The organism is Bordetella genomosp. 9 (assembly GCF_002119725.1).
In the GTDB taxonomy this organism is placed as follows: Bacteria; Pseudomonadota; Gammaproteobacteria; order Burkholderiales; family Burkholderiaceae_B; genus Bordetella_C.
Genome location: NZ_CP021109.1, coordinates 315,496 through 338,085, shown reverse-complemented (window position 1 = coordinate 338,085; position 22,590 = coordinate 315,496). Strand labels below are relative to the sequence as shown.

Sequence of the window (22,590 nt, the reverse complement as noted above, 5' to 3'; positions counted from 1 at the left end):
TTCTCCTTCATGCCTGCCGCGCCGCGAATGCTTCGGCGGTCATGATCAAGCCGGGAAAGTCCTCTCGCATGGCGAGAATGTCCGCATCGCCTGTGATCAATGCATCCGCCTTGCCGACATGCGCGAGCACCAGGAACACCTGGTCCTTCTCGTCGCGGCAGGCCGGCAGGTCGGGCCATGGCATCGGCAGTTCCACCACATCGGCGTAGGGCAGGAAGTCCGCCAGCAACTCCTGCTGTTCCGAGGTCGACAGCTTGAACTTGGGAAAGGCCAGGACGCGCAGGAGTTCACTGGCCGTCTCCCGGCAGACCAGCGGCTGCAACTGCTGTTGCTGCCAGGCATGGCGTATCCAGGCCAGGCGTCCTGCATTGAAGACCAGCGCCGACAGCACGATGTTGGTGTCGAGCACGACCCTGCGCATCAGCGCCGCGCCCAGGCCACGGCATCCTCGACGTCCTGCTCGGTGATCCCGAGTTGCTCCAGCTTCTCGCGCACGGCCTGGGCCTTCTGGACCCGCACGGGGGTCAGGACGATCCGACCGCCTTCGACGGTCACGTCGAAGTACTCCGCCGCATCCACGCCGGACACGGCCGCCTTGGGCAGCGTGATCTGGTTTTTCGAAGTGAGCTTGGCAAGCATGGGAAGCCTCCGTAAGTTTCAAAGGAAATCTTACTTCCTTACTTCATTCCCGACAAGCATGCCTTCGGGCGCATGGATTTCAGGACCTGCCGTGCTTTCAGCGCCGGTTGAAGCGGCCTGATCCGGTGAAAACACAGCGCCTGTTCCGATCCCCGATCCTGGAGCGCATGGGCTCCGCATTGATTGCGGCACACGAAGCCAACTGCCCCTATACCAAAGGGCTTGTCGAAGGCCAAAGGGCTGGGGAAGGGGCAAGGGAATGGCCTCAAGGGGAAAGGCCCCTACCCGAAAGGCCAAAAGGCTCCTCCGGCCAGCCCATCACCAGGATGTCGCCATGCTTTCGCTGTTCCAGCGCAAACGGGTGCCGCTGGCCAACGCCGCGGCACCGCCTCCCGTCGAGCCTGCCAAAGGGTTGACCCGGCCGCAGTCGGCCACATCGCTGCTGGCGGAGCCGCGCCGGCAGCGATTGCTGGAACACATCTGGCAGCGCACCTCGCTGTCGCGTCGGCAGTTCCGCTCGCTGTACCTGGCGCCACTGGAGCGCTACGCCGAGCTGGTCCAGCAGTTCCCGGCCTCGGAGGCGCATCACCATGCCTGGCCGGGCGGCATGCTGGACCACGGCCTGGAGATCGTGGCCTACGCGCTCAAACTGAGGCAGTCCCACTTGCTTCCGGCCGGCGCCTCGCCCGAGGCCCAGGCCGCGCAAGCCGAGGCCTGGACCGCCGGTACCGCCTACGCCGCGCTGCTGCACGACATTGGCAAGATCGCGGTCGACCTGCACGTCGAGCAGGCCGATGGCCTGGTCTGGCACCCCTGGCACGGGCCGCTGCGGCAGCCGTACCGCTTTCGTTACCGGACGGATCGCGAGTACCGGCTGCATGGCGCCGCCACTGGGCTGCTCTACACCCGTGTGCTCGATGCCGGCATCCTCGACTGGCTGAGCGACTACCACGATCTATGGTCGGCGCTGCTCTACGTCCTGGCGGGCCAGTACGAGCATGCCGGCACGCTGGGCGAGCTGGTCGTCAAGGCCGACCAGGCATCGGTGGCCCTGGCGCTCGGCGGTGATCCGGCCAGGGCCATGGCGGCGCCGAAGCATGCGCTGCAGCGCAAGCTGCTGGATGGCCTGCGCTACCTGCTGCGCGAGGAGTTCAAGCTGAACCAGCCCGGCGGCCCGTCGGATGGATGGCTGACCCAGGACGCACTCTGGCTCGTCAGCAAGACGGTCAGCGACAAGCTGCGCGCGCATCTCCTGTCGCAGGGCATCGAAGGCATCCCATCGAACAACACCGCCGTCTTCTCGGTGCTCCAGGACCATGGCATCGTGCAGCCCGCTCCGGATGGGAAGGCGATCTGGCGGGCGACCGTCACGAGCGGCACCGGCTGGTCGCACAGCTTTACCTTCCTGCGTCTGTCGCCGGCCTTGATCTGGGAGTCGGGCGAGCGTCCCGCACCGTTCGCCGGCACGGTCACGACGGAAGAGCCCCTCCCTGGCGATGAGGCAGCGCCGGGCTCCGACGGCATCCCGGCCACCTCACCGCCCCCTGGGGTGGCGGATTCCCCGGCCGGGCTCGCGGACCCGGTCTCCGATCTGCTGTCGATGCTCGATGCATCCGGCGCAGCCACCGCCGGTGCATCGTCCGCCGGCGCGGAACCGCCGTCACCATCCGCCGGAGCAACTGTGACAGTGACCCATTCGGCGCTGACCGGTCCTGCCACGATGCCGGCTCCCGCGAAGGCCACGCCGTCCGGGGAAGCCTTCATCGCCTGGCTCAGGCAAGGCATCGAGTCGCGCAAGCTCATCATCAACGATGCGAAGGCACTGGTGCATACCGTCGATGGCACGGCGTACCTGGTCAGCCCCGGCGTCTTCCAGCGCTACGTGCAGGAACATCCGGAGATCCAGGCGCTGGCCCGACAGGACGATCTGCACGACTGGCAATGGGTGCAGAAGCGCTTCGAGAAGCTGGGGCTGCACCGCAAACAGGACAGCGGCCTGAACATCTGGACCTGCGATGTCACAGGACCGCGCAAGTCGCGGCGGTTGCACGGCTATCTGTTGGCGGCGCCTTCGGCATTGTTCGCGGAAGTCCCGCCGGACAACCCCTACCTGTCCCTGGCGCGCGGCTAGGAGTCTCCTCGCCACACACGGGCAGCGCACCTGCCGACCCTATGTCTTGCATCGTCGATACCCCCTCATGCTCGATGGGCGACCCAACCCTTGAAGGTGAACGCGCAATAGAAAAGGTCGATGTCCGTGAATCCAGCCTCGCGGAGCAGATCGACATCCTGCACGGGCGAAAGCACGGGCAGCCGTTCCTTGATCGCCGCGATGCTGCCTTCGGCTTGACGCACGGGTACGCCGGAAATAGCCGCGAACACCGCATTGCGCGAGAGCCATCTGTCCCGACCGGGATCTTCGCCGGGAAAGCTGTGATGCGCGACGACAAGGGGCGCACCGGGCTTGAGTCGCAGGTGCATCTGCTGCAGCGTCTTCAGGCGCTCGGCTGGAGGCAGGAAATGCAATGTCAGCAGGCAGGTCGCGCCATCGAAGGGCCCCTTGGGGGCGCTGTCGATATAGCCCTCGTGCAAGCGCACGTGAGGCGCCATCGGGCCCAGGATCGTGCGGGCGAGTTCGAGCATCTCTGCGGAAGGATCGACGCCGTCGAACTGCCAGCCGGGCTGCATTTCGGCGAGGGCCTTCAGTTCCAGCCCGCCGCCGGCGCCGAGCACCAGGATGCGCGCGTCGGCCGGCGCGCATTCAGCCAGCAGCACGCCCGCCATCCGGTGCAGGTCGCTCAGGCCCGGCACGATCCTCGCGGTTCTTTCCACATAGCCCGATACAGCCGTCGGGTCGGGGAACGACGTCATCGAGCGCGGCCTTCCGCTTGCGCTGGCTCGATCGTCTCGGGCCAAATCAGTGATCGGTGAATGTGGAATCCCGTCATGGCCCCGTTGCCCACGGCCAGCGACACCGAATGAGGAAACCGTGCCACGTCGCCGCAGGCAAAGACCCCAGGCACCGAGGTCTTGCTCTCGGCATCCGTGCGGATCTGGATTCCCATGGGCGTTTCTTCCAGTGAACAACCGATTGTCTCGGCCAAAGGGCTGGAGGGGGCGGTTCGCGTTACAACAAACAGGCCCGCAAAGCTCAGTCGCCTCCCATCCACCATCGTCACGTCGGCATGTCCCTCGATCCTGTCGATGCGGGCCTCGTCGATGACCACGCCTCGGCGTTCCAAAGTGGACCTGATTTCCTCGTTGAGTTCCAATGCACCGTTGACGAGCAAGGTGACATCCCCCCAATCCGTCAGCAGCTCAGCCTGATGGATGGACATCGGGCTGGCACCGACGATGCCGATGCGTCCCTGTCCAAGTTCATAGCCATGGCAGTACGGGCAGTGAAAAACCGTCTTCCCCCAGCGTTGCGCGAGTCCGTCGATGGCTGGAAGCTGGTCGGTCACCCCCGTCGCCAATAGAATGCGTCGCCCCAGGTGCGACTCGCCATCGGCCGTCGTGACGGTGAATTCGTCCGCCTGCCCGGCGACCGCTTCCACCCGACCTTCAAGCCAGGTCAGCGTTGGATAGGCCTCGAGCTGGCGGCGTGCGTTTGCAGCGATTTCACCTGGCGGCACACCATCCTGGCCGAGAAATCCGTGTGAATGGCTGGCGAAGCGGTTGCGCCGCTGGCCCGCATCGATCACCAGCACTGACCTGCGTGCGCGCACCAGTTGCAGGGTCGCGGCCATGCCTGAGTAGCTTCCGCCGACGACGATCACGTCGTGATTCATGATTGATTCCTTGAGTGTCGTAAGGCCGCATGCCGGCGTGCGAAGTCAGAGGCCAGATCGGCAAGGGTGATTTCCGAAAACCGCGTGAGCAGCAGCGCCTCGGCTTCGGCAAACGTGCCTTCGAGTGCCGCATTGACCGTCTGCTCGACCAGACACTCCGGTGTCTCGTTGCGGTTGCCGATGGCAAACGTCGCCGGCTCTCCCAGGGCTTCGTGCAACTGACGCAGGGTGACGCTGCCAAGGTCGGCGTGGATACGCCATCCTCCTGCGTGGCCTCGTTCGGAGGTGACGATTCCCGCTTGCCGCAGGTATCCCATCGTGCGTCGAACGACGACCGGGTTGGTTCCCAGGCACAGCGCCAAGGTTTCCGAGGTAACGGGTCCATCCTGCTCGGCCATGTGCAGCAGCGCATGCAGGACAGACGAGAGGCGGCTGTCTCTTTTCATGAAACAAATGATGTTACGAAAAAGGCCGCGTGTCAAATGCGAGGTGGCAATGAACACCTGGCAAGTCACAGCCTTGACGTACAAGAACGTTGTTGACACCTCACCGCCATGACGGCATGGCTATTCGGTGCCGCTCTCTTCCTCGGACAGTTGCGCCTCGGTCGCGGCCATCAGCGTCGCGGCCGAGCACCCCAGCCCCTTCGCGATCCGCAGGATCAACACCAGCGTGGGCATGTGCTCGCCGCGCTCGATCTTGCCCATGTGCGACCGGGCGATGCCCGCCTGTTCCGCGAGCACCTCCTGCGCCAGCCCCTGCGCGGACCGGGCCTCGCGCACGGCAACGCCGAAAGCGCGCGCTGGCTCGCTTTCATAGGTTCTTGTCCCTGCGGGTCTCCCGCGTTGCACCGATCGCTTCTGCATCAACAGAAGCGTCACGCGCAAAGCGAATCTAAACCACGTTAAACTTATCTCATCGACCGGTCGCGCCCGGTTTTTCCCAGTGTCGGCGTTGTGCAGGTGACACGATGATCGCTCCCGATCCCTTGAACATTGCCCTGTCGGACTGCCTGGCCTATCCCCGGTTGTCGGTGCCGATGGCGGAACATCGCCGGCGCCATCCGGACCACCCCATTCGCCTTCATGAAGAACGCCTGGTGGATCTGCATCGAGGACTGCTCGCGGGGGCCTTCGAGGCAGGCCTCTGCCAGTCGCCCGCAGCACCGGAAGGCATCGATGTGCGCCCCGTCTGGCGCGACACGCTGGCATTGGCCGTGTCGGCCCATCACCCCTTGCTGGCCTTCGCGTCAGTGTCCCTGGAGCAGGCGGCCGACCACCCTTGGATCGCCCTGGATGGCCGCGACTGTGTCGGCTACTGCGAGCAGATCGACTCATTGCTGACGGCGGCCGGCGTCGTCCCCTCGGCCGTCACGACGGCCACATCGTTCGGGTTGATGATGACCTTGGTGGCCGCCGGCTACGGCGTCTGCCTCGCACCCGTCGCCCGCATCGAGGGCCATCGTCCCCTGGGCGTTTTCCAGCGTCCGTTGCAAGAGGGAGCGCTGACGCTCACCACGTACTTCCTGAGCCGTCGAAATACGGACAGCACCCGCCTGGAGCCGTTCTTCCAAGCGCTCCAGGCAAACGCCTGACCGAACTTCGACGCGACCCTGGCTTCATCAGACTCTAGGCGTCGCTTCGGCGGCATCGGCAGCGACGGCTTCGCGCACCAGCCGCTGCACGCCTTGCCGGACCTGCTCAGGGAACTCGGTCGTCACGACTGGCTCGCTCGCCTGCATGCACTGTGCGGCCACCAACCGCGCGGCAAGGTGCAGGTTCGTTGGATTGACGGCTTCGATGGCCGGCCGTGTCCCGAGAGCCTCGTACGAGCGCAGAAGAGCGTGGTAGATGTCCCAGGTGTCGATACCCCGTGGCAGTTGCTTCAGGACGGACTGGACCAGCCTGCGCTTGAGCGGATCGAGTTGCCAGTCCGGCACCCGCTGCCCGCGATGCCCCATGTGGATCGACAGCAGGTTGCCGGCCTGGATCTCGTAGGTGATCCAGCGGCGCGACTTGCCCGCGAGCTTGGCGTAGTCCGCCACCGAGAGGTTGTGTGGTGCCTCGAAGGTCTCCAGCACTTGCAGGCGTTCGCGCTGCGCCTCCGACAGGCGCGGCCGTGCGTACTCGGGCATGCGCACGGCCGACAACCGCTGCACCGATGCCGGCGCTTCGGGTTGGCCGGGCGTCGGCGCGGTCACGATCAGTTGCGGCGCGGTGAGGTCGACCACCGGCGGCTGCACAGCCGCCTGGCCGGCGATGGTCGGCAGACCCTGGAGCGTGATGGTCAGATGCCGGCTGGCAACCTCGACCTGGTTCTGCTCGAACAGGTCCAGGCGATCGGCCCAGTCCTGCATCATGACGCGACGCTGCTCGACGTATTCGGCATGGTTGTAGGTCGCGCTGATCCTGTCCGGGTCGGCATGCGAGAGCTGGGCGTCCACCCATTTCTTCGGGTACCCGAGTTCGTTCAGCGCCGTCGAGATCGTTGCCCGGATGCCATGCCCCGTGAGTTGGTCCTCGTAGCCCATGCGCTTGAGCGCGGCGTTGAGCGTGTTCTCGCTGATCGGGTTCTTCAGGCACCAGTCGCCGGGGATGAGATAAACCTGGGCCGGCTTGAAGTTGTCGAGCAGGTGGCGAACGATCTCCTGCGCCTGCACCGACAGCGGCACGATGTAGGGCGGGATGTCGATGAGACGCTTGCGCTTCTTCCTGGTGAGCAGCTTGCGCTGCTTGAGCCTGGCCACCGGGATGATCCACAGGCCCCGGTCGAGGTCGAACTGATCGGGCGTGGCGAAGCGCAACTCGCCGGTACGCACACCGGTGAGCATCAACAGCCGCAAGCCCAACTGCGTGTTCAGGCGCCCGCGGTACTTGCGCAGTGTCTGCAGCATGACTGGCAGCTCGTGCATGCGCAGGAACGGGTTGTGTTCGACCGGCGGCAAGGGCAGCGCGACCACTTCCAGGTCCCTGGACGGGTTATCGCCCATGTTGGGAATCGCCACCGTGGCGTAGGTGAACAACTGGGTGAACCAGGTCCTCAGCTTCTCGGCCACCGACAGCGAGCCGCGCTTTTCCACCTTGCCGATGATGTCCAGCAGGTGTGCGCGGGTGATCTCGTAGATGGTCAGGTGCCGCAGCGAGGGGAACACGTCTTTCTTGAAGACGCGCCCGATCTGTTCAAGGCTGGTCTGCCGTCCTTCCTCCAGCGAGAGCCGGCGATGGGCCAGCCATTGCTCGTAGACGGCCATGAAGGTGTGCTCGCCGGCCAGGACGATCGCGTGCCGCCTGCGCTTGCGTTCGCTGTGCGGATTGACGCCCTTGGCGAGCAGCGAGCGGGCTTCATCGCGAAGCGCACGGGCGTCCTTCAGCGAGAGCGCTGGATACGTGCCGAAGGACATGCGGTCGCGCTTGCCGCCCCACGAGAAGCGGAAGTGCCACGCCTTTGCACCGGTGGCTGAAACAAAGAGGGAAAGGCCGTCTGTGTCGGCCAGGGTGTACGGTTTGCCGGTCGCCTTGGCCTGGCGAACCGTGAGGTCCGAAAGCATGATCCCAACTCCTTGAAAGCGAGTTGAGTGCCATGTTTCCCATCGGGCCCCGGCTCCCCCAGCAACAATGCGGAACTGGGAAGCTCCGCATTGCGATGTACCACCTAATGTACCGGTTTTGACCGGCTGTCAGTGGATTTCGCTGGACGTCACTGGATCGAAGATTCTTAAAAAATCGAACCGTGACAATGACTTGCAACACTCCATGGACGTCCCTGGAACACCATGGAAAGTTGAAGTGGAGCGGGTGATGGGAATCGAACCCACGCTTGAGGCTTGGGAAGCCGCCGTTCTACCATTGAACTACACCCGCATCGGGCCGTACCTCGCTCAACCGGCGTGGCAGGGAAACGGATTATAGCGCGGCCCGCAGGCGGGCGAACCGCCCGGCGCGCCGCGCTCGCGCCACGCCCACCCGGGCGTGACATCGCCGTCACACCGCGGCCGCGCGGCGGCGCCGGCCCCACTACAATGGCGCGCTATGAATACCACTCCTGTTTCGGACGGCGATTCCGCCGCTTCATCGCCGCTCTCTCCGGCCACTCAGGCCGCTTTGAATTCCTCGTCGCACGCGCCGGACAGCCCCGGCGCGGCACACATCCGCAGCTTCGTGCACCGCCGCGGCCACATCACCCAAGGCCAGCGCGACGCCCTCGAACGCCTGCTGGAAACCTGGTCGATTCCCTACACGCCCCGGCCGCTGGACGTGGCGGCGGCCTTCGGCCGCCAGGCGCCGACCATCCTGGAAATCGGCTTCGGCATGGGCGAGACCACCGAGCGGATCGCGCTGGAGCGCCCCGGGGATAATTTCCTGGGCGTGGAGGTGTTCAACGCCGGCGTCGGTTCCATGCTCAAGCGTATCGAAGCATCCAATCTGCAAAACGTGCGCATCATCCAGCATGATGCGGTGGAAGTGGTGCGCGACATGATCGCGCCCGATTCCCTGGACGGCGTGCACATCTATTTCCCCGACCCCTGGCCCAAGAAACGGCATCACAAGCGGCGACTGATCCAGCCGCCCTTCGTGGCGCTGCTGGCCAGCCGCATCAAGCCGGGCGGCTACGTGCACTGCGCCACCGATTGGGAGCATTACGCACAGCAGATGCTGGAAGTGCTGGGCGCGGAGCCCCTGCTCCGCAATACCGCCGACGGCTACGCGCCGCGTCCGGCCTTTCGTCCACAGACCAAATTCGAGACGCGCGGCCTGCGGCTGGGGCACGGCGTCTGGGACTTGATGTTCAAGCGAGCTGCCTGATGCTATTTCCCCCTATCGAACCCTACCGCCACGGCATGCTGGACACGGGCGACGGCCACCAGGTGTATTGGGAGCTGTGCGGCAATCCTTCGGGCAAGCCGGCGGTCTTTCTGCACGGCGGTCCCGGCAGCGGCTGCTCGCCGGTGCACCGGCAGTTGTTCGACCCTGCCCAGTACAACGTGCTGCTCTTCGACCAGCGCGGCTGCGGGCGATCCCGCCCCCATGCCAGCCTGGACAACAACACCACGTGGCATCTGGTCGCCGACATGGAGCGCCTGCGCACGCAGATCATGGGCGCGGACCGCTGGCTGGTATTCGGCGGCTCCTGGGGATCGACCCTGGCGCTGGCCTATGCCGAGACCCATCCCGAACGGACCGCAGCTTTGATATTGCGCGGCATCTTTACGGTGCGGCGCGCGGAAGTGCAGTGGTATTACCAGGCCGGCGCGTCCGAGCTTTTTCCGGATCTGTGGGAAGACTTCCTGGCGCCGATTCCAGAGGAAGAACGTGGGGATATGGTCGCGGCGTACCATCGCCGGCTGACCGGCTCGGATCCTGTGGCCCAACTGCGCGCCGCCAAGGCCTGGAGCCGCTGGGAGGACAGCACCATTACCATGCTGCCCAGTCCGCGCCACCAGCAGAACCATGCCGGCGACCAGGCCGCGCTGGCTTTCGCCCGCATCGAGAACCACTACTTCATCAATGAGGGGTTCATGCAGGAAGGCCAGCTGATCCGGGACGCGCATAAGCTGCGCCAGATTCCCGGCGTCATCGTGCAGGGCCGATACGATGTCTGCACGCCGATGCGCACCGCCTGGGACCTGCACAAGGCGTGGCCGGAGGCGCAGTTTCACGTCGTGCCGGACGCGGGACACGCCTTCGATGAACCGGGGATCCTGTCACGCCTGATCGAAGCCACCAACCGCTATGCGGCGACCGGTCATTTTTGAAGGGAGACCATGAACGCCATGAACATTCAGCTCAACGGCGAAGCACGGCAGATCGCCCCAGGGACGACGGTACTCGGCCTGCTCGAAATGCTCGGTTACGTTGGCAAGCGGGTGGCCGTCGAGAAAAACGGCGAAATTGTTCCGAAAAGTCAGCATGCCGACACGCCCTTGCAACAAAACGACAAGCTGGAGATCGTCGTCGCAGTGGGCGGGGGCTGAAACACATTGCCATTGCGGCGGTCTTGCACAGGCGGCAGCGCTCGCAACCCGTTACAAAGATACGACATACGGCCGCTCTGCCGATCTCCATAATGGGCGTGCCGTCGAACTTACGCAGCGTGTTCGAAAGGCTTTACCGGCGCGGATTTTTCCCCTCCCGCTCCGGTCGCATCAGGCCAGGGACCAACCCTGGCCTTTTTTTGCTTTTCTAGCGCAGGCCGCCAAAGCGGCCCAGGCCTTTCAGGCCGCCCATGGCGCGCATCATTTTGGCCATGCCGCCCTTTTTCATCTGCTTCATCATGCCCTGCATCTGTTCGAACTGCGATAGCAGGCGGTTGACTTCCTGCACGGGCACGCCCGCGCCCGCAGCGATGCGCCGCTTGCGGGAAGCCTTGATCAGTTCGGGTTTCGCCCGTTCGGCGGGCGTCATCGAATTCAGGATGCCTTCGGTGCGCCGCAGCTGCTTGTCGGCCTGACCGCTTTGAAGCTGGCCGGCGGCCTGCTGGAACTGGGCCGGCAGCTTTTCCAGCAGCGAGCCCATGTCGCCCAGCTTCTTCACCTGCCCCAACTGCTCGCGGAAGTCGTTCAGGTCGAACTTGTTGCCGGACTTCAGCTTGGTCGCGAGCTTCTGCGCTTCGGCGATGTCGATATTGCGCTGCGCCTGTTCGACCAGCGAAACGATGTCGCCCATGCCCAGCACGCGTTGGGCCATGCGGTCCGGATAGAAGGCCTCCAGGCCATCCAGCTTTTCCGAAACGCCGACGAACTTCAACGGCTTGCCGGTGACGTGGCGCACCGACAGCGCCGCGCCCCCTCGCGCGTCGCCATCCAGCTTGGTCAGGACCACGCCGGTCAGCGGCAGCGCGTCCGCAAAGGCGCGTGCGGTGTTGACGGCATCCTGGCCCTGCATGGCGTCGACCACGAACAGCGTTTCAACGGGCTTGACCAGGTCGTACAGCGCGCGGATCTCGCGCATCATCGCTTCGTCGATGCCCAGACGGCCCGCCGTGTCCACGATCAGCACGTCATAGTGATAGCGGCGCGCATGGTCCACCGCGGCGCGCGCGATGTCCTCGGGTTTCTGGCTGGGATCGGAAGGCAGGAAATCGACACCCACCTGCCCGGCAACGGTTTTCAGCTGCTCGATGGCCGCCGGACGATAGACGTCGGCGCTGACCACGGCCACTTTCTTCTTGCCGGTCTTGCGGCCGTTCTGGACGTGGTTGCCCTCGGCCAGCCAGCGCGCCAGTTTGCCGGTCGTCGTGGTTTTACCGGCGCCCTGCAGACCGGCCATCAGGATGACGGCGGGAGGCTGCACATTCAACGACAATTCACCGGCTTCCGGGCCCAGGTCGCCCCCCATCAGGGTCGTCAGTTCCTTATGGACGATGCCCACGAGGGCCTGACCGGGACTGAGGCTCGTGGCGACTTCTTCGCCCAGGGCTTTTTCTTTGACCCGGGCCACGAAATCGCGCACCACGGGCAGCGCGACGTCGGCCTCCAGCAGGGCCATGCGCACTTCGCGCAGCATCTCCTGGGTGTTGGCTTCGGTCAGGCGCGCTTCGCCGCGCAGCGTCTTGACGACGCGCGAGAGGCGTTGAGTAAGGTTATCGAGCATGAGACGCGTTTCCGCTTAAACTAGGCTGCTTTGAGGGCCGGTCCGGCCTGGCCGCGCAACGACGTGCGCGGCGCGTACATCGGGCTGGCCGACGGTCGATCATCGACGCGCCGGGCCCCATCGAGAACAACAACGGTTCCTATGTCATCAGGCATTGTATTTCACGCGGTCGCCGCCCTGGCGTACGCGGTGCTGGCTGCGTCCCTATGGCGGCGGCTGGCCGGCGCCGACGGCATCGAGCACGCGGGCCGTGTGGCGCGGGTTTGCCTGCTCGGCGCGCTGTTTCTGCAGGGCGTCGCGCTCTACGAGACGATCTTCGGCGGCACGTATCTGTTTATCGGCTGGGCGCTGGCCTTGTCCGCCGCCGTCTGGCTCGGCATGGTGATTTTCTGGCTGGAGAGCCTGCTGGTACGCATCGACGGGCTGCTGCTGGTGCTGCTGCCGGCGGCGGCTTTCGTCTGCGCCCTGGCGGGGGCCTTCCCTCAGGGCCAGGTGGTGCCTCACGCGAACAATTCCTGGCTGCGGGTCCATCTGATCATCGCGCTCGTGGCCTATGGCCTGATGACGGTGGCCGCGCTGCAAGCCATGTTGATGGCGCTGCTGGACCGCCATCTGCACCGCCCGGTAGAGGCCACCGGTCAGGCCAGCCTGATGGGCAAGGTGCTGGACGTCCAGCCGCCGCTCCTCATGCAGGAGCGCCTGCTGTTCCGCATCATCGGCATCGGTTTCGCGGTGCTGACGCTGACGGTGTGCACCGGGTCCATCGCCTCCTATATCCTTAGCCATCGGGTGCTGCCCTTCGATCACAAGACGGTTTTCACCCTGCTGTCATGGGTGACGTTCGGCGTGCTGCTGCTCGGCCGCTATCGCAAGGGTTGGCGCGGCCGTGTCGCGCTGCGGTGGACGCTGTCGGGCTTCGCCCTGCTGCTGCTGTCGTACACCGGCAGCCGCTTCGTGCTCGAAGTGCTCTTGCATCGGGGCTGACGGTGGGCAAGCTGCTTTTCTGGATCATCGTGGTGCTGGTGGCGCTGGTCGTCGCGCGAATCGCCGCGCGGGCGGCAGTGCGCAATGCCCAGGGCGCGCGGCCCGCCGGGCGGCGCGGCTTCCGGCGCTCCGCGGGCAGCGCGCCCGCCGGTCCGCCAGAGCAGATGGTGCGCTGCGCGCACTGCGGGATCCATCTGCCGCGCTCGGAAGCCACATTGATCGGCGGCCGTATCTGGTGCAGCCAGGAACACGCCCGCCTTGGGGCCAAGAACTGACGAAAGGGAGAGAATCGCGCGATGGCGTTGCAACTGGATCGGCATGGATGGCTGAAACCCGCGCGCGGCGTGACGCTGGCGCCTTCTCCCAACCGCGACCGCCGGCCCCCGCAGACGCCGGTTTCGCTGCTTGTCGTCCACAACATCAGCCTTCCCCCCGGCGAGTTCGGCGGGCCTCACGTGCACGGTTTGTTCTGCAATCGGCTGGACTACCAGGCCCATCCCTGGCTGGAGCGCCTGCGGGGGCTGCGCGTGTCGGCGCATTTCTTCATCCGGCGCGACGGGGCCATCGTGCAGTTCGTCGCGACGGAGGACCGCGCCTGGCACGCGGGCGTGTCGCGCTTCGAGGACCGCGAGCGCTGCAATGACTTTTCGCTCGGCATCGAACTGGAAGGCACCGACATCCGCCCCTACGAGGACGCGCAATACGCGGCGCTGGCGCGGCTGGTGCCGGCGCTGACGGCCCGCTATCCCTTGCGCGCGGCGCGGGGACATTCCGACATCGCTCCGCTGCGCAAAACCGACCCCGGCCCGGCATTCGAATGGGCGCGTTTCGGGCGCCTGTGCGGCTTTCCCCGGCGGGCGTTGCCACAACGCTAAGCCGCAGGCAAACGACATATCGATCCGCGGGCGGACTCAGGCGGCCCTGGGCTCCCCGGGCCGCCATCCCAGTTCGCTCGAGACCGCCTGCGCAACGGACTGAACGACGGGCACCAGCTCCCGCATTCTTTCCAACGGCATATAGGGCGCCGTGCTGGACACGCTGATCGCCGCCACGATGGCGCGCGCCGCGTCCCGAACGGGCGCCGCGACGCAGCGGATGGACGGCTCGTTGTCTTCCAGATCGAACGCATAGCCCGCCTGCGCATACTCGCGCATCCGCGACAGAAAGCGCGCTTCCGTCAATGCCTTGCCCGCCGCCTGCGGCGCCACAGGCGACCCGGCCCGCAGCATTGCGCGCCATTCGGCCGCATCGCCATCCAGCAGCAAGGCCTTGCCGACGCCCGTGACCGCCAGGGGCATGCGATGGCCCACGCGCGAGCGCATCTCCAGCCCTTTCTTGCCGGGGATTTTCTCCAGATAGAGCGCTTCGGCGCCGTCGCGCACGGCCAGGTGGATGGTGTCGCCGGTGGCGCTCGCCAGGGCGTCCAGATGCGGCCGCGCCAAGGCGGCCAAGGGAATTTCCTCGCGCGCCTGGAAACCGAGTTCGATGAGGCGCGGCCCCAGCGAATAACCGTATCCGGGCAGGATACGGAGGTAGCGCTCCTGCACCAGGCAACTGGCCAGGCGATGGGTGGTGCTGCGCGCGACGCCGATGCGCGCGCAGATATCGCGCAGATCCCGCGCCCCCGCAGCGACGGCCTGCACGACCGCCAGGCCGCGCATCAGCGTTTGCGTGCCCGATGGCGCGGCGCCGGCCTCCGGCTGCCTTCCCCTGTCTGCCTTTGCCGGCGCAGCCTTTGCCGGGCTGGCTTTTCTGGTCCGCATAGTGCTCCACATGGCCTTCCTTCCGTGCCTGTTCCAAGGCCGCAAGGGGCGTCTTCCTTTTCCCTGTCCGTCATGCGACGGGATCCGGGATGGTAACGCGCCGACCCGAAATTTTATCCCTATATGTGGGACGCGATTCTACATTTTGAGCAAATGCGAACACAGGAATAGAATTCGGCCGCAGGAGACACACGAGGATTGGCTTCCCATGACCGCCGCCATGCCGCGTCCAGCGGCTCTCATCGCCCTTGACTGGGGCACCTCGTCGCTGCGCGCCTATCGCATGGGCCCCGGCGGCGACGTTCTGGATACCCGCCACCTTCCCTGGGGCATCATGCGTCTGCCCACGCCCCCGGCCGATGGACCGGCGCCCGCCATGCCGGCGTCGGGCTTCGAACTCGCCTTCGAACAAGCCTGCGGCGACTGGCTGCGCGCCTCGCCCGGTCTGCCGGTCATCGCCTGCGGCATGGTCGGCAGCGCCCAAGGCTGGGCCGAGGCCGCCTATCTGGACGTACCCGTGGACCTGCGCGATATCGGCGCGCGCCTCACCCCGGTGGACACGCGGCGCGGCGCCACGCTGCACATCGTCCCGGGCCTGCTGCAGCGCCAGGGGCTGCCGAATGTGATCCGCGGCGAGGAAACGCAGGTCGTGGGCGTCGTCAGCGGCGAGCCTGACGCCGGGGACGATCTGCTCGTCGGCCTGCCCGGCACGCATTGCAAATGGGTCCGCGTGCAGGGGGAACGCATCGTCGGATTCGATACGTTCATGACGGGCGAGGTATACGGCGCATTGCGTGGCCACACCATCCTGGGCCGCACCATGAGCGATGCAGCCGCGCCGGACGATGCCGCATTTCAGCGCGGGCTGGAGATTGCAGGCTCCGAGCTCGGACGCGGCGGCGTGCTGTCCACCATTTTCAGCACACGGGCCCTGGGACTGACGGGGCAGCTCGCGCCGCAGGCGCAGCCGGACTACCTGTCCGGCCTGTTGATCGGGCATGAGGTCTGCGCCCTGCGCGAACTGCTGGACGCGCGCGGCATGCCGTCCCGGATCGTCCTGTGCGGCGAAGAAGACCTGTGCCGCCGCTACGCGCGTGCGCTGCCCCTGGCCGGCCTGCCGGCGCCGCGGCTGGCTGGCCAAGGCGCCGAACGCGGCTTGTGGCGGCTCGCGCTCGCAGCGGGATTGGTGACGGACACCCAAGCCGCCAGCTGAGCTTCCGTTTGATGCGATGCGCCCGCCGCGCAGCGCAATGAGACCCAGAACGAGGATCCGTCATGAGCCCTACCGCCCCTCCCTTGCGAACCGCGATGGCCGAATGCGGTTTGATCGCCATTCTGCGCGGCATCAAGCCCGATGAAGCGCAAGCCATCGGCGCCGCGTTGTACGGCGCCGGCTTTCGCATCATCGAAGTGCCGCTGAATTCGCCCGAACCGCTGGTCAGCATCCGCACGCTGCGCGACAGCCTGCCCGCCGATTGCCTGGTGGGCGCAGGCACGGTGCTGGATCCGGTGGCCTGCACCGACATCGTCAAGGCCGGCGGGGAAATCGTCGTCATGCCCCATGGCGATCCGCACGTCATCCGCGCCGCGAAAACCGCCGGCCTGGCCTGCTGCCCCGGCGTCGCCACCCCGACGGAAGCCTTCGCCGCGCTGGCCGCGGGCGCCGACGTTTTGAAGATGTTCCCGGCCGAACAGCTCGGTCCCGCCGTGCTCAAGGCATGGCGCGCCGTCATCCCCAAAGACGTGCCGCTGGTGCCCGTCGGCGGCATTACGCCGGAACGCATCGCCGAATACGCCCAGGCCGGCGCCACCGGCTTCGGCCTGGGCTCCGCGCTGTACAAGCCGGGCCTGACCGCGCCCGACGTCGCCGAACGCGCGCAAGCCTTCGTGAAGGCGTGGCGCGCCGCCTATCCCCAAACCGGAAATCAATCATGAAAATCACCAAGCTCACCACCTACATCGTTCCGCCGCGCTGGTGCTTCCTGAAAATCGAAACCGACGAAGGCATCAGCGGCTGGGGCGAACCGGTCGTGGAAGGCCGCGCGCACAGCGTTGCCGCCGCGGTGGAGGAACTCGCGGACTACCTGGTCGGCAAAGACCCGCGCAATATCGAGGACCACTGGACGGTCCTGTACCGCGGCGGCTTCTATCGCGGAGGCGCCATCCACATGAGCGCGCTGGCGGGCATCGACCAGGCGCTGTGGGATATCAAGGGCAAGGCGCTGGGCGTGCCGGTTTCGCAATTGCTGGGCGGCAACGTCCGCGACCGCATCCGCGTGTATTCGTGGATCGGCGGCGACCGTCCCGCCGATACCGCCGCGGCGGCCAAGGCCGCTGTGGAGCGCGGTTTCACCGCGGTGAAGATGAACGGCACCGAAGAACTGCAGTTCATCGATTCGCACGACAAGGTGCGCAAGTGCCTGGAGAACGTGGCGGCGGTGCGCGAGGCAGTGGGACCGGATGTCGGCATCGGCGTCGACTTCCACGGGCGCGTGCACAAGCCGATGGCCAAGGTCCTGATCAAGGAACTGGAGCCGTACAAGCTGATGTTCATCGAAGAGCCGGTGCTCAGCGAGCATTACGAAGCGCTGAAGGAGCTGGCGCCGCTGTCGTCCACGCCCATCGCCCTGGGCGAGCGCCTGTACTCGCGCTGGGATTTCAAGCGCATTCTGTCCGAGGGATACGTCGACATCATCCAGCCCGATCCGTCGCACGCCGGCGGCATCACGGAAACGCGCAAGATCGCCGCGATGGCCGAAGCCTATGACGTCGCGCTGGCCCTGCATTGCCCGCTCGGCCCCATCGCATTGGCCACCTGCCTGCAGATCGACGCCGGCTGCTACAACGCCTTCATCCAGGAACAAAGCCTCGGCATCCACTACAACGCCGCGAACGACCTGCTGGACTATGTCAGCAACCGCGAGGCCTTTGCCTATCGCGACGGCATGGTGACGATCCCGCAAGGCCCCGGCCTGGGCATCGAAGTCAACGAGGAATACGTCAAGGAACGGGCGGCCGTCGGCCACCGCTGGCGCAACCCCGTGTGGCGGCACAAGGATGGCAGCTTCGCCGAATGGTAGCGGCGTCGCGCAATCAATCCCCCGGAAACCCCTTTACTCCCCTTCCACATCTCTGACGAAAACAGGGCGCCCGCGCGCCGCGCATCGCTTGCGGTGCGGCGCGCCGGCCCGCCCGGCAAAGGAGACATATCGTGCCCACCGCACACACCGCCGCCATGCCCGGCGCACAGGCCACCCGCAGCCGCTATCTGATCATGGTGATGCTGTTCGTCACCGTGGTCATCAATTACCTGGACCGCAGCAATCTTTCCATCGCCGCGCCCGCGCTGAAGGACGAGTTCGGCCTGGATACCGTCCATGAAGGCTTGATCCTGTCAGCCTTCGGCTGGACCTACGCCGCCATGCAGATTCCCGGCGGATGGCTGGTCGATCGCGTGCCGCCGCGCATCCTTTATGCGCTTGCACTGATCCTGTGGTCCGCAGCCACGTTCTTCATGGGTTTCGCCGGCAGCTTCGTCATCCTGTTCGTATTGCGGTTGGCCGTCGGCGCGCTGGAGGCCCCGGCCTATCCCATCAACAACCGCGTCGTCACCACGTGGTTTCCGGAGCGCGAGCGCGCCACCGCCATCGGCTTCTACACGTCCGGGCAGTTCGTCGGCCTGGCCTTCCTGACGCCCGTGCTGGCCTGGCTGCAGCACGCCTACGGCTGGCACATGGTCTTCGTCACGACGGGCCTGCTGGGCGTGGTCTGGGGCGTGCTGTGGTTCCTGGTCTACCGTGAGCCGCGCCAGTTCCGCGGCGCCAACGAAGCCGAAATCGAACTTATCCGCCAGGGCGGCGGCGTGGTCGATCTGGAAAAGCGCGTCACCGAAAAGAAAACACCCTTCGCATGGAGCGACCTGGGCCTGGTCATGTCGCGCCGCAAACTCTGGGGGGTCTACCTGGGCCAGTTCTGCCTGACCTCCACCCTTTGGTTCTTCCTGACCTGGTTCCCGACCTACCTGGTGAAGTACCGCGGGATGGACTTCATCAAGTCCGGCTTCCTGGCGTCCGTTCCCTTCCTGGCGGCCTTCATCGGCGTGCTGTGCTCCGGCGTGCTCTCCGACTGGCTGATCCGGCGCGGCGCGACCGTCGGCATGGCCCGCAAGCTGCCCATCATCCTGGGCCTGCTCATCTCCACGTCGATGATCGGCGCCAACTACACCGACTCCACCGCCTGGGTCATCTTCTTCCTGGCCGTGGCCTTCTTCGGCAACGGGCTGGCGTCCATCACCTGGTCGCTGGTCTCCACGCTGGCGCCGGTTCGTCTGCTCGGCTTGACCGGCGGGGTGTTCAACTTCGTCGGCAATCTGTCGTCGATCTGCACGCCCATCGTCATCGGCTTCCTGGTCTCGAAGGACAACTTCGCGCCGGCCATCGTCTACGTCGCCACGCTGGCCCTGCTGGGTGCGCTGTCGTACATCCTGCTCGTTGGCAAGGTCGAACGCATCGAAGGCTGAAGGCGAAGCGGGGAGCGGCCGGGGCCTTCGGCTTCAGCCGCCGTCTCCCCACCAGCGCTTCACGTGCTTGCGGGTATTGCTGGCGATCCATTGGACCAGCCGTTCCAGCAAGGTCGATTCCGTGCCGGGACTTACCTGCGCGTGAAGCGCGTCGGCCACTTGATTCAGCGCACCCGGCAAACGATCGGCCAGATCGCGGCCGATCTGCATTACGTACCTTGGCGTGAACCCGAAGCCGGCAGCCATCGCCGATAGATGCTCGGAACCGCCTCATTGCGCAATTGCGCGGCGATGCGCTGCCAGGTCGTGGGCCAGTAACGAGGTTCACGCGGTTTTTCGCCGGCCGGCATCAACGACAACCCGCCCGCGGTATCCCCGCCCACGCTGCGCAACAGCCCGAACACGGTCGTGGCGTGACGTCGCATCGACAAGAACCGGCGGATATTGCCCTCGGGAAGCAGGTTCTCAAAATAAGCGTGCACCTGCTCGCCGGCATGGTCCGCCGCCTGCAACGGCAAGCTGTTCGCCAGCGGGCGCGCATCCGACCGGGCGAGCCACGAGGCCGCATAACGGAAACGCAAGGGCCGCTCGTCGAACAGGGTGCCGACCAGCGCGCCATGCTGATACACGTCAAGGGTATCGGCAGCCGCCATCAAAAACCTCCGCGCTTGCGGCGGATGACCACCTCCAATCCCAGAAGACTCAACATGTCGAGCACCTTCTGCAATTGGAGAGTCGGCTTGCCCTTCTCCAGGTCCACGATGAAACGGTTGCCGGTGTTTCCCAATCCCGCAAGATCGGCCTGCATCAAGGCCTGCTCGCGCCTGACGGCACGCACCACTTCCCCGAGTTCAACGGATGTGCGGATGGGAGCGCCATTGTCGAGATCGCCAGGAGGCGTTTGCGGAGGCATAAGGTTCCCGCGGGAAAATTACCGAGCGGTAATTCTACTGCCGGCGTAGCGTTTTTCGGAAGCCAAAATTACCGATCGGTAAGTTGCGCCCAAGTTTCCGCACGAACGCGTTGAAACTTACCGCTCGGTAATTTATGGAGATGTGTGGCGAAACAAGGAGGCCGGAATTACCGATCGGTAATTCCGGCCTTCGCACGCCGTTCGGGGCGGCGCGAAGCAGTCCACCGCTCCGTGCCGCGTCGGTGCCTACGCCGACGTTCTCAACCCTTCAGCAGCAAGGCGTTCATCCGCTTCACAAACGCCGCAGGGTCGGCCAGTTGGGCGCCTTCGGCCAGCATGGCCTGCTCCAACAGCAATTCGGCCCAGTCGGCGAATTCGGCGTCGCTCGCGTCCCGAACACGGGCCACCAACGCATGCTCGGGATTGATCTCCAGCGTGGGCTTCACGTCTGGCGTTTCCTGCCCCGCCGCCTTCAGCATGCGCAGCAGGCTCGGGCTCAGCTCGTTCTGGCCCACCACGATGCAGGCGGGCGAATCCACCAGCCGCAGCGTCACGCGCACATCCGCCACCTTGTCGCCAAGGGCAGTCTTCAGACGCTCGACCAGCGGCTTCAGCGACTCCTGGACTTCGTTCTGGCGCTTCTTCTCTTCCTCGTCCGCCAGCCCATCCAGATCCAGGCCGCCCTTCGCCACGGAAACCAGCGACTTGCCGTCGAACTCCCGCAGATACGACAGCATCCACTCGTCCACCCGGTCGGACAGCAGCAGCACCTCGATGCCCTTCTTCCGGAAAATCTCCAGGTGCGGGCTGTTCTTTGCCGCCGCGTAAGTTTCGGCAGTCACGTAGTAGATCTTGTCCTGCCCTTCCTTCATGCGCGACACATAGTCGGCGAAGGACACGGTCTGCGCGCCATCCTCGTTATGCGTGGACGCAAAGCGCAGCAGCTTGGCGATGCGTTCCTGGTTGCCGATGTCTTCGCCGGTGCCTTCCTTCAGCACCTTGCCGAACTCGTTCCAGAACAGCGCGTAGTCGTCCTTGCGGTTCTCGGCCAGGTCCTCCAGCAGGGACAGCACGCGCTTGGCCGAACCTTCGCGGATCGCCCGCACATCGCGGCTTTCCTGCAGGATCTCGCGCGACACGTTCAGCGGCAGATCCGCCGAATCGATAACGCCGCGTACGAAGCGCAGATACGTCGGCAGCAGCTGCTCGGCGTCGTCCATGATGAAAACGCGCTTCACGTACAGCTTCACGCCGCGGCGCGCATCACGGTCCCACAGATCCATGGGCGCGTGCTTCGGGATATACAGCAGCTGCGTGTACTCGCTGCGCCCTTCCACGCGATTGTGCGTCCACGCCAGCGGCTCGTCGTAATCGTGGGCGACGTGTTTGTAGAACTCTTTGTACTGCTCGTCGGTGACATCGCTCTTGGACCGCGTCCACAGCGCGCTGGCCTGGTTCACCGTATCCAGCTCATCCTTCTTGACCTGCTCGCCCTTCTCGGCATCCCACTCTTCTTTGGCCATGCGGATGGGCAGCGAGATGTGGTCGGAGTAGCGGCGCAGGATTTCGCGCAGCTTCCAGCCGTTCAGGAAAACGTCTTCGTCCGCGCGCAGATGCAGCGTCACGTCCGTGCCGCGGCTCGCCTTTTCGGCCTGCGTCACCGTGAACTCGCCCTGCCCGTCCGACTCCCAGCGTACCGCCTGATCCGCCGGCACGCCCGCGCGGCGGCTGGTCACCGTGACCTTGTCGGCCACGATAAAGGAGGAATAGAAACCCACCCCGAACTGGCCGATCAGCTGCGCATCCTTTTGCTTGTCGCCGGTCAGCTTCGCAAAAAATTCGCGCGTCCCGGAGCGTGCAATCGTCCCCAGGTTGGCCACGGCCTCGTCGCGAGACAGCCCGATGCCGTTGTCGGAAATAGTGATAGTGCGAGCCGCCTTGTCGTAATCCACGCGGATGGCCAACTCGGGATCGCCTTCCATCAGCTCCGGCCGGTCGATGGCCTCGAAGCGCAGCTTGTCGCAGGCATCGGACGCGTTGGAAACCAGCTCGCGCAGGAAAATTTCCTTGTTGCTGTACAGGGAGTGGATCATGAGGTGCAGCAGCTGCTTCACCTCTGCCTGGAAGCCCAGGGTCTCCGGTGCGGATTGGGATGCGGTTTCGCTCATGGTGTCGAAATCTTGGTTGTCTGCGTTGGAGGAAGCCGCCGGAACGGCGCCACCGTCCAGGACCGCGCCGATCAGCCGTCCGCTCAAGCGGACCGGCCCCGCGGACCTTCCAGCGGCGCGCCAGCGGCTGGCGGGCAAGAGTATGGGGCCGGAGACAGGTTTTTCAAGTGGGCTATAATGCCGTCCTTCCGCCACGCAGCCAGGCGGGCCGCCCGACGCTATCG

At 65.5% G+C, this 22,590-nt stretch carries 25 protein-coding genes and 1 tRNA gene; 12 read left to right on the top strand and 14 right to left on the bottom strand.

The features are described 5' to 3' along the window. Nucleotides 1-7: 7 nt before the first annotated feature. A complete protein-coding gene (locus CAL13_RS01520) occupies nt 8-421 on the bottom strand; it encodes a putative toxin-antitoxin system toxin component, PIN family (protein WP_062737769.1) in 414 nt (137 codons plus the stop codon). Next, complete coding sequence (locus tag CAL13_RS01515; RefSeq protein ID WP_006489017.1) at nt 421-639, bottom strand: AbrB/MazE/SpoVT family DNA-binding domain-containing protein; 219 nt, start codon at nt 637-639, stop codon at nt 421-423. Before CAL13_RS01515 ends, CAL13_RS01520 begins: the two co-directional genes overlap by 1 nt. 334 nt (nt 640-973) lie before the next feature. On the opposite strand from CAL13_RS01515, the gene mobH reads away from it, so the two are divergent. Then, on the top strand, nt 974-2,770 hold the full coding sequence (gene mobH, locus CAL13_RS01510) for a MobH family relaxase (protein ID WP_032958330.1): 1,797 nt from the start codon (nt 974-976) through the stop codon (nt 2,768-2,770). A gap of 65 nt (nt 2,771-2,835) precedes the next feature. Here mobH and CAL13_RS01505 read toward each other — a convergent pair whose 3' ends face one another. From CAL13_RS01505 to CAL13_RS01490, 4 genes are all read right to left on the bottom strand, one after another. Beyond that, nucleotides 2,836-3,510 carry a class I SAM-dependent methyltransferase gene (locus CAL13_RS01505; RefSeq protein WP_121372618.1) on the bottom strand — a complete coding sequence of 225 codons (675 nt, stop codon included), beginning with the start codon at nt 3,508-3,510 and terminating at the stop codon, nt 2,836-2,838. Continuing rightward, a complete protein-coding gene (locus CAL13_RS01500; protein ID WP_086071290.1) occupies nt 3,507-4,430 on the bottom strand; it encodes an NAD(P)/FAD-dependent oxidoreductase in 924 nt (307 codons plus the stop codon). Before CAL13_RS01500 ends, CAL13_RS01505 begins: the two co-directional genes overlap by 4 nt. Next, complete coding sequence (locus CAL13_RS01495) at nt 4,427-4,876, bottom strand: Rrf2 family transcriptional regulator (RefSeq protein ID WP_086073464.1); 450 nt, start codon at nt 4,874-4,876, stop codon at nt 4,427-4,429. The genes CAL13_RS01500 and CAL13_RS01495 overlap by 4 nt, the downstream gene beginning before the upstream one ends. Before the next feature lie 120 nt (nt 4,877-4,996). Next, nucleotides 4,997-5,296, bottom strand: a complete 300-nt coding sequence (locus CAL13_RS01490) for a helix-turn-helix domain-containing protein (RefSeq protein ID WP_027350562.1) — start codon at nt 5,294-5,296, stop codon at nt 4,997-4,999. A gap of 104 nt (nt 5,297-5,400) precedes the next feature. Here CAL13_RS01490 and CAL13_RS01485 point away from each other — a divergent pair, with 104 nt between their 5' ends. After that, entirely contained in the window at nt 5,401-6,024 is a 624-nt protein-coding gene (locus tag CAL13_RS01485) for a LysR family substrate-binding domain-containing protein (RefSeq protein WP_086071289.1), read from the top strand. A 27-nt stretch (nt 6,025-6,051) separates the two neighbouring features. Here the strand turns inward: CAL13_RS01485 and CAL13_RS01480 are convergent, their stop codons facing one another. Together CAL13_RS01480 and CAL13_RS01475 are read right to left on the bottom strand one after the other, a co-directional pair. After that, nucleotides 6,052-7,977: a tyrosine-type recombinase/integrase gene (locus tag CAL13_RS01480; protein WP_086071288.1), complete on the bottom strand. Its 1,926-nt coding sequence runs from the start codon at nt 7,975-7,977 to the stop codon at nt 6,052-6,054. A gap of 239 nt (nt 7,978-8,216) precedes the next feature. Next, a tRNA-Gly gene (locus CAL13_RS01475) sits at nt 8,217-8,290 on the bottom strand. A gap of 168 nt (nt 8,291-8,458) precedes the next feature. On the opposite strand from CAL13_RS01475, the gene trmB reads away from it, so the two are divergent. The 3 genes from trmB to thiS are packed head-to-tail and all read left to right on the top strand — an operon-like array spanning nt 8,459 to nt 10,401. Beyond that, nucleotides 8,459-9,232 carry a tRNA (guanosine(46)-N7)-methyltransferase TrmB gene (trmB, locus tag CAL13_RS01470; protein ID WP_086055924.1) on the top strand — a complete coding sequence of 258 codons (774 nt, stop codon included), beginning with the start codon at nt 8,459-8,461 and terminating at the stop codon, nt 9,230-9,232. Next, the gene (pip, locus tag CAL13_RS01465; protein ID WP_086071287.1) at nt 9,232-10,182 is read left to right on the top strand and encodes a prolyl aminopeptidase; all 951 of its coding nucleotides are present in this window, start codon (nt 9,232-9,234) and stop codon (nt 10,180-10,182) included. The genes trmB and pip overlap by 1 nt, the downstream gene beginning before the upstream one ends. Nucleotides 10,183-10,200: 18 nt before the next feature. Further along, nucleotides 10,201-10,401, top strand: coding sequence for a sulfur carrier protein ThiS (thiS, locus tag CAL13_RS01460; protein WP_086059167.1), 201 nt, complete (start codon nt 10,201-10,203; stop codon nt 10,399-10,401). Nucleotides 10,402-10,609: 208 nt separating this feature from the next. Here thiS and ffh read toward each other — a convergent pair whose 3' ends face one another. Next, entirely contained in the window at nt 10,610-12,019 is a 1,410-nt protein-coding gene (gene ffh, locus CAL13_RS01455; protein ID WP_086055922.1) for a signal recognition particle protein, read from the bottom strand. Between the two features lie 141 nt (nt 12,020-12,160). Between ffh and CAL13_RS01450 the strand changes: the two genes are divergently transcribed. Genes CAL13_RS01450 through ampD form a run of 3 tightly spaced genes read left to right on the top strand, consistent with a single transcriptional unit; the run spans nt 12,161 to nt 13,878 of the window. Continuing rightward, a complete protein-coding gene (locus tag CAL13_RS01450; protein ID WP_086071286.1) occupies nt 12,161-13,003 on the top strand; it encodes a cytochrome C assembly family protein in 843 nt (280 codons plus the stop codon). A 2-nt stretch (nt 13,004-13,005) separates the two neighbouring features. Further along, nucleotides 13,006-13,278, top strand: a complete 273-nt coding sequence (locus CAL13_RS01445) for a PP0621 family protein (protein WP_086071285.1) — start codon at nt 13,006-13,008, stop codon at nt 13,276-13,278. A 21-nt stretch (nt 13,279-13,299) separates the two neighbouring features. Continuing rightward, nucleotides 13,300-13,878, top strand: a complete 579-nt coding sequence (gene ampD / locus CAL13_RS01440) for a 1,6-anhydro-N-acetylmuramyl-L-alanine amidase AmpD (protein ID WP_086055919.1) — start codon at nt 13,300-13,302, stop codon at nt 13,876-13,878. A gap of 36 nt (nt 13,879-13,914) precedes the next feature. Here ampD and CAL13_RS01435 read toward each other — a convergent pair whose 3' ends face one another. Beyond that, nucleotides 13,915-14,766 carry an IclR family transcriptional regulator gene (locus CAL13_RS01435; protein ID WP_086071284.1) on the bottom strand — a complete coding sequence of 284 codons (852 nt, stop codon included), beginning with the start codon at nt 14,764-14,766 and terminating at the stop codon, nt 13,915-13,917. A 208-nt stretch (nt 14,767-14,974) separates the two neighbouring features. On the opposite strand from CAL13_RS01435, the gene CAL13_RS01430 reads away from it, so the two are divergent. The 4 genes from CAL13_RS01430 (at nt 14,975) to CAL13_RS01415 (ending at nt 19,285) form a co-directional block, all read left to right on the top strand. After that, nucleotides 14,975-15,979, top strand: coding sequence for a 2-dehydro-3-deoxygalactonokinase (locus CAL13_RS01430; protein WP_086071283.1), 1,005 nt, complete (start codon nt 14,975-14,977; stop codon nt 15,977-15,979). A 62-nt stretch (nt 15,980-16,041) separates the two neighbouring features. After that, nucleotides 16,042-16,701 carry a 2-dehydro-3-deoxy-6-phosphogalactonate aldolase gene (locus CAL13_RS01425; protein ID WP_086071282.1) on the top strand — a complete coding sequence of 220 codons (660 nt, stop codon included), beginning with the start codon at nt 16,042-16,044 and terminating at the stop codon, nt 16,699-16,701. Further along, complete coding sequence (gene dgoD / locus CAL13_RS01420) at nt 16,698-17,846, top strand: galactonate dehydratase (RefSeq protein WP_086055915.1); 1,149 nt, start codon at nt 16,698-16,700, stop codon at nt 17,844-17,846. The genes CAL13_RS01425 and dgoD overlap by 4 nt, the downstream gene beginning before the upstream one ends. 155 nt (nt 17,847-18,001) lie before the next feature. Continuing rightward, complete coding sequence (locus CAL13_RS01415) at nt 18,002-19,285, top strand: MFS transporter (RefSeq protein ID WP_086055914.1); 1,284 nt, start codon at nt 18,002-18,004, stop codon at nt 19,283-19,285. A gap of 33 nt (nt 19,286-19,318) precedes the next feature. Here the strand turns inward: CAL13_RS01415 and CAL13_RS21095 are convergent, their stop codons facing one another. From CAL13_RS21095 to htpG, 4 genes are all read right to left on the bottom strand, one after another. Next, a complete protein-coding gene (locus CAL13_RS21095; RefSeq protein WP_157664364.1) occupies nt 19,319-19,495 on the bottom strand; it encodes a hypothetical protein in 177 nt (58 codons plus the stop codon). Next, entirely contained in the window at nt 19,495-19,938 is a 444-nt protein-coding gene (locus CAL13_RS01410) for a HipA N-terminal domain-containing protein (protein ID WP_086071281.1), read from the bottom strand. The genes CAL13_RS21095 and CAL13_RS01410 overlap by 1 nt, the downstream gene beginning before the upstream one ends. Continuing rightward, nucleotides 19,938-20,198, bottom strand: a complete 261-nt coding sequence (locus CAL13_RS01405) for a helix-turn-helix transcriptional regulator (protein ID WP_086071280.1) — start codon at nt 20,196-20,198, stop codon at nt 19,938-19,940. The genes CAL13_RS01410 and CAL13_RS01405 overlap by 1 nt, the downstream gene beginning before the upstream one ends. A gap of 260 nt (nt 20,199-20,458) precedes the next feature. After that, nucleotides 20,459-22,366 carry a molecular chaperone HtpG gene (gene htpG / locus CAL13_RS01400; protein WP_086073463.1) on the bottom strand — a complete coding sequence of 636 codons (1,908 nt, stop codon included), beginning with the start codon at nt 22,364-22,366 and terminating at the stop codon, nt 20,459-20,461. Between the last annotated feature and the right edge of the window lie 224 nt (nt 22,367-22,590).